This window comes from Nocardioides pelophilus (assembly GCF_014180685.1).
Classification (GTDB): Bacteria; Actinomycetota; Actinomycetes; order Propionibacteriales; family Nocardioidaceae; genus Nocardioides; species Nocardioides pelophilus.
This window is the reverse complement of the sequence record NZ_JACEHF010000175.1, coordinates 1-8,278: the sequence shown is the minus strand read 5'-3', so window position 1 is coordinate 8,278 and position 8,278 is coordinate 1. Positions and strand designations below refer to the sequence as shown.

8 protein-coding genes are annotated in these 8,278 nt (G+C 72.0%); 5 read left to right on the top strand and 3 right to left on the bottom strand.

What is annotated here, in order from left to right:
• The first annotated feature begins 161 nt into the window (after positions 1 to 161).
• From H0488_RS19840 to H0488_RS19830, 3 genes are all read left to right on the top strand, one after another.
• Positions 162 to 896 carry a hypothetical protein gene (locus tag H0488_RS19840; RefSeq protein ID WP_183100961.1) on the top strand — a complete coding sequence of 245 codons (735 nt, stop codon included), beginning with the start codon at positions 162 to 164 and terminating at the stop codon, positions 894 to 896.
• Between the two features lie 37 nt (positions 897 to 933).
• Positions 934 to 2,151 carry a tRNA dihydrouridine synthase gene (locus H0488_RS19835; RefSeq protein ID WP_183100960.1) on the top strand — a complete coding sequence of 406 codons (1,218 nt, stop codon included), beginning with the start codon at positions 934 to 936 and terminating at the stop codon, positions 2,149 to 2,151.
• Between the two features lie 132 nt (positions 2,152 to 2,283).
• On the top strand, positions 2,284 to 3,156 hold the full coding sequence (locus tag H0488_RS19830; protein WP_183100959.1) for a VldE C-terminal domain-containing protein: 873 nt from the start codon (positions 2,284 to 2,286) through the stop codon (positions 3,154 to 3,156).
• A gap of 23 nt (positions 3,157 to 3,179) precedes the next feature.
• On the opposite strand, the gene H0488_RS19825 is transcribed toward H0488_RS19830, so the two are convergent.
• Positions 3,180 to 4,448, bottom strand: coding sequence for a deoxyguanosinetriphosphate triphosphohydrolase (locus H0488_RS19825; protein ID WP_183100958.1), 1,269 nt, complete (start codon positions 4,446 to 4,448; stop codon positions 3,180 to 3,182).
• A 53-nt stretch (positions 4,449 to 4,501) separates the two neighbouring features.
• On the opposite strand from H0488_RS19825, the gene dnaG reads away from it, so the two are divergent.
• Positions 4,502 to 6,376: a DNA primase gene (gene dnaG / locus H0488_RS19820; protein WP_183100957.1), complete on the top strand. Its 1,875-nt coding sequence runs from the start codon at positions 4,502 to 4,504 to the stop codon at positions 6,374 to 6,376.
• On the top strand, positions 6,373 to 6,858 hold the full coding sequence (locus H0488_RS19815; protein ID WP_183100956.1) for a hypothetical protein: 486 nt from the start codon (positions 6,373 to 6,375) through the stop codon (positions 6,856 to 6,858). Before dnaG ends, H0488_RS19815 begins: the two co-directional genes overlap by 4 nt.
• 2 nt (positions 6,859 to 6,860) lie before the next feature.
• Here the strand turns inward: H0488_RS19815 and H0488_RS19810 are convergent, their stop codons facing one another.
• Positions 6,861 to 7,841: a magnesium transporter gene (locus tag H0488_RS19810; protein ID WP_183100955.1), complete on the bottom strand. Its 981-nt coding sequence runs from the start codon at positions 7,839 to 7,841 to the stop codon at positions 6,861 to 6,863.
• A gap of 7 nt (positions 7,842 to 7,848) precedes the next feature.
• Positions 7,849 to 8,278 (bottom strand): universal stress protein (locus tag H0488_RS19805; protein WP_183100954.1); only part of this gene is annotated, 430 nt, incomplete at its 5' end.

Below are 8,278 nucleotides of genomic sequence, written 5' to 3'. Positions count from 1 at the left end.
AGCATGCAGCAGGAGCGGGTGGGCCTCGACCGGCTCACGGCGTACTTCGCCGAGCGACTGCTTTGAGTCGGCCGAGCGTGTCGCAGACGGCGACACGCTGCCGGCAATCGGCTGCTGAGCTTGGCCCTTGGCGCCGCGCGATCACTGACACAATGGCGCTTGTGACCCTTGTCTCCTCCGTGACGACGCGCGCCGGCGTCGCGCTCCTTGGTGGCCTCCTCGCCGCCGGCCTGCTGGTCGGCTGCGGAGGATCCGACGACGACGGGGACGACAAGGACACCCCTGACGCCGAGCCTTCGGCGACGGCCACGTCCACCGAGCCGGCGCCCACGGGCTACCTGCCGGTGCCCGACGACGTGACGCTGACCGAGCCCGGGGCGCTGCTGGGGTTCGGCGACTCGGCGACGATCGCGTGGCGCCCGCGTCAGGACACGGTGGTCACGCTCGACGTGTCCGTCGACCGGATCGACAAGACGTCCTACAAGGAGTCGTTCGAGGGCTGGGTGATCACCCAGCAGATGAAGGGCCAGGTGCCCTACTTCGTGCGGGCGACGGCCACCAACGTGGGCGACGTCGGGATCGGGTCGTTGCTGGTGCCGGTCTACGCGCTGTCCGACGGGACGAGCATGTACGAACCGCTCGTCTTCCGGGAGGAGGCGTTCGAGCCGTGCCCCGGCGGTGAGCTGCCGAAGCGGCTGCGCCCCGGCAAGTCGGCCGACCTCTGCTTCGTCTACCTGCTTCCGGAGGGCCAGGAGCTCTCCGCCGCCGCCTTCGACCCGGTCGGGGAGCTCGAGCCGATCACCTGGACAGGCGAGATCACCGCGATCGAGAAGCCGAAGGACAAGAAGGACGGGCGCAAGAAGGACGGGCGCAAGAAGGACGGGAAGAACGGCTGATTTCGCCGCGACGGCGGGTCGGCCGGACAATGGCCGGATGACCTCGACCACCGTCGTGCCGCACCCCGGCCTCCGGCTCGGGTCGCTGCGCGTCCCGACGCCGGTGGTGCTGGCGCCGATGGCCGGGATCACCAACGCGGCGTACCGCCGGCTCTGTGCCGAGTACGGCGCGGGCCTCTACGTCAGCGAGATGATCACCAGCCGCGGGCTGGTCGAGGGCGACGCGACGACGAAGCGGATGCTGGTGTTCGACGAGGCCGAGCAGGTCCGGTCCGTCCAGCTCTACGGCACCGACCCGGCCTACGTCGGCAAGGCGGCCGAGATCCTGTGCGCCGACCACGGCGTCGCCCACATCGACCTCAACTTCGGCTGCCCCGNGGCGGCCGAGATCCTGTGCGCCGACCACGGCGTCGCCCACATCGACCTCAACTTCGGCTGCCCCGTCCCCAAGGTCACCCGCAAGGGCGGCGGCGGCGCGCTGCCGTGGAAGCGCGGGCTGCTGGCCAGGATCCTCGAGTCGGCGGTCGCCGCCGCCGCGCCGTACGACGTGCCGGTCACCATGAAGACCCGCAAGGGGCTCGACGACGACCACCTCACCTACCTCGACGCCGGGCGGATCGCCCAGGAGTCGGGGTGTGCCGCGATCGCGCTCCACGGGCGCACGGTCGCGCAGGCCTACTCCGGCGAGGCCGACTGGGAGGCGATCGGCGCGCTCGTCGACCACGTCGACATCCCGGTGCTCGGCAACGGGGACATCTGGGAGGCCGCGGATGCAATCCGCATGGTCGAGCAGACCGGCGCGGCGGGGGTGGTCGTCGGCCGTGGCTGCCTCGGCCGACCGTGGCTGTTCCGCGACCTCGCGGCGGCTTTCGAGGGTGCCACGGTCACCACGCTGCCGACCCTCGGTGAGGTCACGGCGATGATGCGGCGCCACGCCGAGCTGCTCGTCGAGCACATGGGGGAGGAGCGGGGCTGCAAGGAGTTCCGCAAGCACGTGTCGTGGTACCTCAAGGGCTTCGGTGCCGGCGGCGAGATGCGCCGCTCGCTCGGGCTCGTCTCCACGCTCGCCGACCTCGACCGGCTGCTGGCCGACCTCGACCCGAACGAGCCGTTCCCCGTCTCCGAGCTGGGCGCACCGCGAGGCCGTCAGGGCTCGCCGAGGCACCGCGTGGTGCTGCCGGAGGGGTGGCTCGACGACACCGACGGAAGCGACTGCCACCTCCAGGAATCGGTCGACGAGACCACTGGAGGGTGACCGGGAACACGCCGAATTCCCGCGTCGGGGATTCGGAGAGTCAAAACTCGTGTGCTTTAGTCGATATTCGTGCCTGGCGCCGCTACGGTGGCCCAGGCCGGTCAGAACAAGCTAAAGCAAAGGAATCAGCGCGTGGCAAACCACAGCCACAAGCGGGAGACCGCGCGACGTAAGCCTCGGGCAGCGTTCATCGCGGCCCCCTTGGCAGTTCTCGCTACCGGTGCCGTCGTCGCCGCAGGCGTGGCCGGCTCGACCCCGGCGGCCAAGGACCTCCTGGCGGCAGAGCCCTCCGCAGCAGCCAACTTCATCGGCGACCGCGACCGCGAGATCGGCCCCGTCTCCCGAGACGGCGGCGCCGACCGCGGTGTGGTCCAGGCCAGGGCCAGGGCGCCGCTCAGCCCGGTCGACAAGATGCTCACCGACAAGGCCATCGCCGCCGCCGTCAAGAAGGCCGACGAGCGGCTCTGGACGACGGCCGCTCTGAACATCTGGACCCGTCCGGATGCCGAGGCGAAGAAGGTCGGCGAGCTCGACAGCGGCCAGAAGGTCCTGGTGACCGGCCGCTCGCTGAAGGGTCGTGACGAGGTCGTCCTCGACGGCAAGTCCCGGTGGGTCACCGCCGGCTACCTCAGCGCCGAGAAGCCGTTCGCCCTCGGCGGCGACTGCACCAACGGCAGCTCCGTGCCGGCCGCGGTCAGCCCCAACATCAAGAAGGTGCACCAGGCCGTGTGCGCGGCGTTCCCGGAGCTCACGTCCTACGGCACGTTCCGTAGCGACGGCGAGCACTCGCAGGGCATCGCGATCGACATCATGGTGTCCGGCGAGCGCGGCTGGCAGGTCGCCGACTTCGTGCGTGAGAACTACGCCGACCTCGGCGTCAGCTACGTCATCTACGCCCAGAACATCTGGTCGGTCGAGCGCTCCGGCGAAGGCTGGCGGGGGATGTCGGACCGCGGGTCCGCCACCGCCAACCACTACGACCACGTGCACGTCACGACCTACTGATCCTCCGGCGGGCCGGCCTCCGGCTAGGTCAGACGGGCGTGCCAGTCCACCGCTGAGACGTCGGTCAACGACGCGACCTGGTCGATGACCACCCGGAGCCGGGCGGCGTCGTCGGCCGCTGCGTGCCAGTCGGCGCGGAACGCCTCGTCCAGCTCGGCCGGCGCCCGCTCCAGCAGGACGGCGACGAGCTCGGCGAGCAGGTCGCGTTGACGCGACTGAAGGGCGACCCGCTCGTCGGCCTGCATCACGTAGTGGGCCGCGATCCCCTTGAGGACCGTGATCTCGGTCCAGGTGTCGGCCGGGATCACCAGATCGGCCCGGTAGCGGACGAACGGCCCCTCGCTGGCTGCGAACGTGGCCTGCTGGACCGCGCCGCAGAAGCGACCGATGAGGTCGCTGGTGAGGTTCTTCAGGGCGGCGAGGCTGCCCCGGGTCCCGTCGTACGCCGTCTCCGGCCAGCTGCCGATCCGCTGCAACCGTCCGAGCACGTCGTCGAGCAGGTCGTCGCTCGCGTCGGGCGCGTACCAGGCGCGGACGGTGTCCCAGATCGCCGGGCGGTCGAGACGGGTGAGGTCGATGGTGCCGGCGACGGTGCCGTCCTCGACGTCGTGCACCGAGTAGGCGACGTCGTCGGCGAGGTCCATCACCTGCGCCTCGACGCAGCGGCGACCCGCGGGCGCGCCTGTGCGCAGCCACGTGAACGCAGGCAGGTCGTCGTCGTACACCCCGAACTTGGCGCCCTCGCGGGTCATCCCGTCGCTGTGCACGCCGCCCGGCGTCGGGGCGTCGGCGAGCGGCCAGGGATACTTCGTGCAGGCGTCGAGGGTGGCGCGGGTCAGGTTGAGGCCGACCGAGGCGCCGCTCTCGTCCGACGTCTTGGCCTCGAGCCGGGTGAGCAGTCGGAGGGTCTGGGCGTTGCCCTCGAAGCCGCCGCAGTCGGCGGCCAGCCGGTGCAGCGCCCGCTCGCCGTTGTGGCCGAACGGCGGGTGCCCGAGGTCGTGGGCGAGCGCTGCGGTCTCGGCGATGTCCGGGTGGGTGCCGAGCGCGCGGGAGAGGTCGCGGGCGATCTGGGCGACCTCGAGGCTGTGCGTCAGCCGGTTGCGGACGAAGTCGTCGCTCTCCGGGTCGACCACCTGGGTCTCCGCCGCCAGCCGCCGGAACGAGGCGGCGTGCACGACCCGGGCCCGGTCGCGCTCGAAGGGTCTGCGCTCCGGCGCATCGACCCGCTTCGGCGGCTCCGGCACGATCCGCTCGCGATCCTCCGCGCCGTACCGCTCCTCGACGACCTCCACCGGCCGGACACTACCGGCCACGGCGGTCGGACCCTGCTCGTAGGATCACCGACATGGCCGGCCGGATCCGCGACGACGACATCCAGACGGTGCGTGAGAAGGCCAAGATCGAAGAGGTCGTGTCGGGCTACGTCACGCTGCGCAACGCCGGCGGCGGGTCGCTCAAGGGCCTGTGCCCCTTCCACGACGAGAAGTCGCCGTCGTTCAACGTGCGGCCCGGTCGGGGGTGGCACTGCTTCGGTTGCGGAGAGGGCGGCGACGTCATCGCCTTCGTCATGAAGATCGACGGGCTCACCTTCATCGAGTCGGTCGAGCGGCTGGCCGACAAGTACGGCGTCCAGCTGCGCCGGGAGGAGGGTGGCTCCGACGACCGGCCCAAGGGGCCGCAACGCCGCCGGCTGATCGAGGCCCACGCGGTCGCCCAGGAGTTCTACGCCGAGCACCTCAAGACCCCCGACGCGGTCCAGGGCCGCCAGTTCCTCTCCGAGCGCGGCTTCGACCAGGCGGCCGCCGCCCACTTCGGTGTCGGCTTCGCCCCGCGCGACGGGGAGGCCCTCTGGCACCACCTCCGCGACCGCAAGTTCTCCCTCGACGAGGCCGTCGCCGCCGGACTGGTGGCCGTGGGGCGAGGTCCCTACGACCGGTTCCGGGGGCGGCTGCTGTGGCCGATCCGGGAGACGTCCGGCGACACCATCGGCTTCGGCGCCCGCCGGATCTTCGACGACGACAAGATCGAGGCGAAGTACCTCAACACCCCTGAGACGCCGATCTACAAGAAGAGCCAGGTGCTCTACGGCGTCGACCTGGCGCGCCGCGACATGGCGCGCACCTCGCAGGCTGTGATCGTCGAGGGCTACACCGACGTGATGGCTTGCCACGCGGCCGGCGTCACGACGGCGGTCGCGACGTGCGGCACCGCCTTCGGCGACGAGCACGCCAAGGTGCTGCGCCGGCTGCTCGCCGACCACGAGGAGTTCCGCGGCGAGGTGATCTTCACCTTCGACGGCGACTCCGCCGGGCAGAAGGCCGCGCTCAAGGTCTTCCAGAGCGACCACCAGTACGTCGCCCAGACCTACGTCGCGGTCGCGCCCGACGGCATGGATCCCTGCGACCTTCGGCTCAAGGAGGGCGACGCCGCGGTCCGCGAGCTGATCGCCACCCGGCAGCCGCTCTACCGGTTCGTGCTCGCCAACGTGGTCGGCCGCTACGACCTCGACCGGGCCGACAGCCGCGTCGACGCGCTGCGGGAAGCCGCCCGGTTGGTGGCCAGCGTGCGCGACAAGTCGAAGGTCGACGCGTTCGCCCGCGAGCTCGCCGGACTGGTCGGGGTCGATCCCGAGGAGGCGCGCACCGAGGTGCGGAGGGCCGCCGGGCGCAAGCCGCAGCATCCCGACGCCCGCGGCGCGGCGACGGCGGAGCCGGCCCCGCGCCCGCCGCGCGCCGACCTGCCCGACCTGCGCGACCCTCGCTTCAAGATCGAGCGCGAGACGCTCAAGCTCGTGCTCCAGCACCCGATCGCGATCGGGCGCACCACGGCCGACATCGGTGCCAACGACTTCACCCACCCCACCTATCGCGCGGTGTGGGCGCTGGTCGAGGCCGCGGGTGGGCCCGCCGCCGGTGACGGCGACCCCGGCTGGGTCAGCAAGGTCCAGGCCGGTGCCACCGAGCCTGAGGTCGCGTCCGCGGTGAGCGCGCTCGCGGTCGAGCCGATCCCGGCGGCGCGCGAGCCCGATGCGGCCTACGTCGCCCACCACGTGTTCCGCCTCCTCGAGCTGACCACGCTGCGACGGATCGCCGAGCTCAAGTCCCGGCTCCAGCGCACCAACCCGGTCGACCACCCGGGTGACTACAACAAGATGTTCGGCGAGCTCGCCGCGCTCGAGCAGCACCGGCGTACGCTCCGCGACCGGATCATCGGCTCGTGAGGCGCCGTCCCACCCTGCCCTCGCTGGCGCGCGGCGAGCGGCTGCTCGCGTCGGCCACCACGCCGGAGGGAGTCGAGGTCGGTGGCACCCGCGACGCGCTCCACCTGCCCGACCGCGCTCCTCCGCGGCTGCCGTGGGAGGAGATCGCGACGGCCGACTGGGACAGCGACGAGCGGCAGCTCCATGTGGTCGAGGTCGGCACCTTCGGCCGGCCCCGACCCGAGCACCGCTACCAACTGGTCGACCCCGACCGGCTGCTGTCACTGGTGCGCGAGCGGGTGACGGCGAGCATCGTGGTCCAACGGCACGTCTCCGTCCGGGGGCGGCTCGGCGTCCGGGTGATCGGCCGGCGCGCGCCCGGTGGCGGGGGCGCCGTCGCGTGGTTCGTCGAGTACGACCCCGGTCTGGACCCTGCCGAGCCGGACGTCGCCGAGCTCGTCGACGAGGCACTTGCGGCCGCGCGCGGCGACGTGGGGGAGTAGGGCTAGAAGACAATTAGGGTCGCGGCGAGGAAGTAGACGACCAGCGAAAGCAGGTCCTGGATGACCGTCGACAACGGTCCGGCGCCGTAGGCAGGGTCCTTGCCCATCCGATGGATCAGAGCGGGCAGGGCCGTCGCGATCATCGTCGCGAAGCACGATGCGGCGAACAGCGCCACCGCGACCGTGCAGGCGACCGCGAAGTCGCCCCAGAGGAGGAAGACGGTCGGGACGGCGAGCGTCGCGAGGATCGCCCCGACGGCGACCCCGGAGGCGAGCTCGAGCTGGGCGGCGCGCCTCACGCTGACGCCGATGGACAGGCCGCGGACCACGACGGCGACGGTCTGGTTCCCGACGGCATCCGCGAGATAGACCACGCCGGGCACGAAGAATGCGATCAGCACCTCGCGCTTCAGGCCTTCCTCGAAGAAGCCCATGATGAGCGCCGAGAGCAGGGCGCCGGCGAACCCGACGATCAGCCAGGGCAGCCGCTTCGAGATGCGCCGCAGGACCGGAGCGGTGCTGGCCGCGCGGGCCTCCGCCGAGTCGGCGAGGTAGCCGCTGAGGCGCGCGACGTCCTCGTCGTGCTCCCGCAGCAGCACGCCGAGCAGCTGTTGCGGCGAGATCAGCCCGACGAAGCGATCGGCCTCGTCGACCACGGCGAGGCCGGGCTCGCCGTGCTGGAAGGCGCGCCACGCGGCGTGCTCCTGGTGGGTGGTGGGCGCGACCGTCGGCGGGTTCGGGTCCATGACGTCGCCGAGCGTGGCGCCGTGGGGTGCGGCGAGCAGGCGTTCGACCGTGACGACCCCGAGCAGCCGGCCGTCCTCGACCACGGCGATGACGGACGCGGCGTCGTACTGCCGGCCGCGCAGCGCCGCGAGGATGGCGTCGACGTCGTCCGTGGGCGCTCCGGTCGGGACGTTCGCCGTCGCGTGGTGGCTCGCGGTGCCGAGCAGGTCGACCGGCGCCAGATCGAGCTCGGTCATGACCGTCTCAGTCGCCCTGCACGGCCTCGGGCACGACGGCGACGGTGGCGTGGGCGCGCTCGACCACGGCCGTGGCGATCGAACCGGTCACCAGCCGGCCGAGGGAGCCGGTCGGGTGCCGCCCGACGACGACCACGTCCCAGTCGGCGTCGGACCGGGCGATGGTCTCGTCGACCAGCCCGTGCGCGACCACCAGCCGGACCTCGACGTCGGGGAACTTCTCCCGCAGGCCGGCCACGGACTCCGACAACAGCATCCGGAGCTCGGCCGCGTCGGACGGGTCCAGGTCGCTCTCGGAGACGCGCCGCATGCCGGCAACGGCGGCGACGGCGTCCCAGGCGCAGTGCAGGACGGTCAGCGGCAACCGGCGGGCGGCCGCCATCTCGAACGCGAACTCGATCACCGGAACCGACTCGGGTGTGCCGTCGGCGCCGACG

Coding starts and splice junctions, on each gene's coding strand:
- H0488_RS19810 (WP_183100955.1), bottom strand. CDS start 7,841: ATGACCGAGCTCGATCTGGCGCCGGTCGACCTGCTCGGCACCGCGAGC.
- dnaG (WP_183100957.1), top strand. CDS start 4,502: ATGGCCGGCCGGATCCGCGACGACGACATCCAGACGGTGCGTGAGAAG.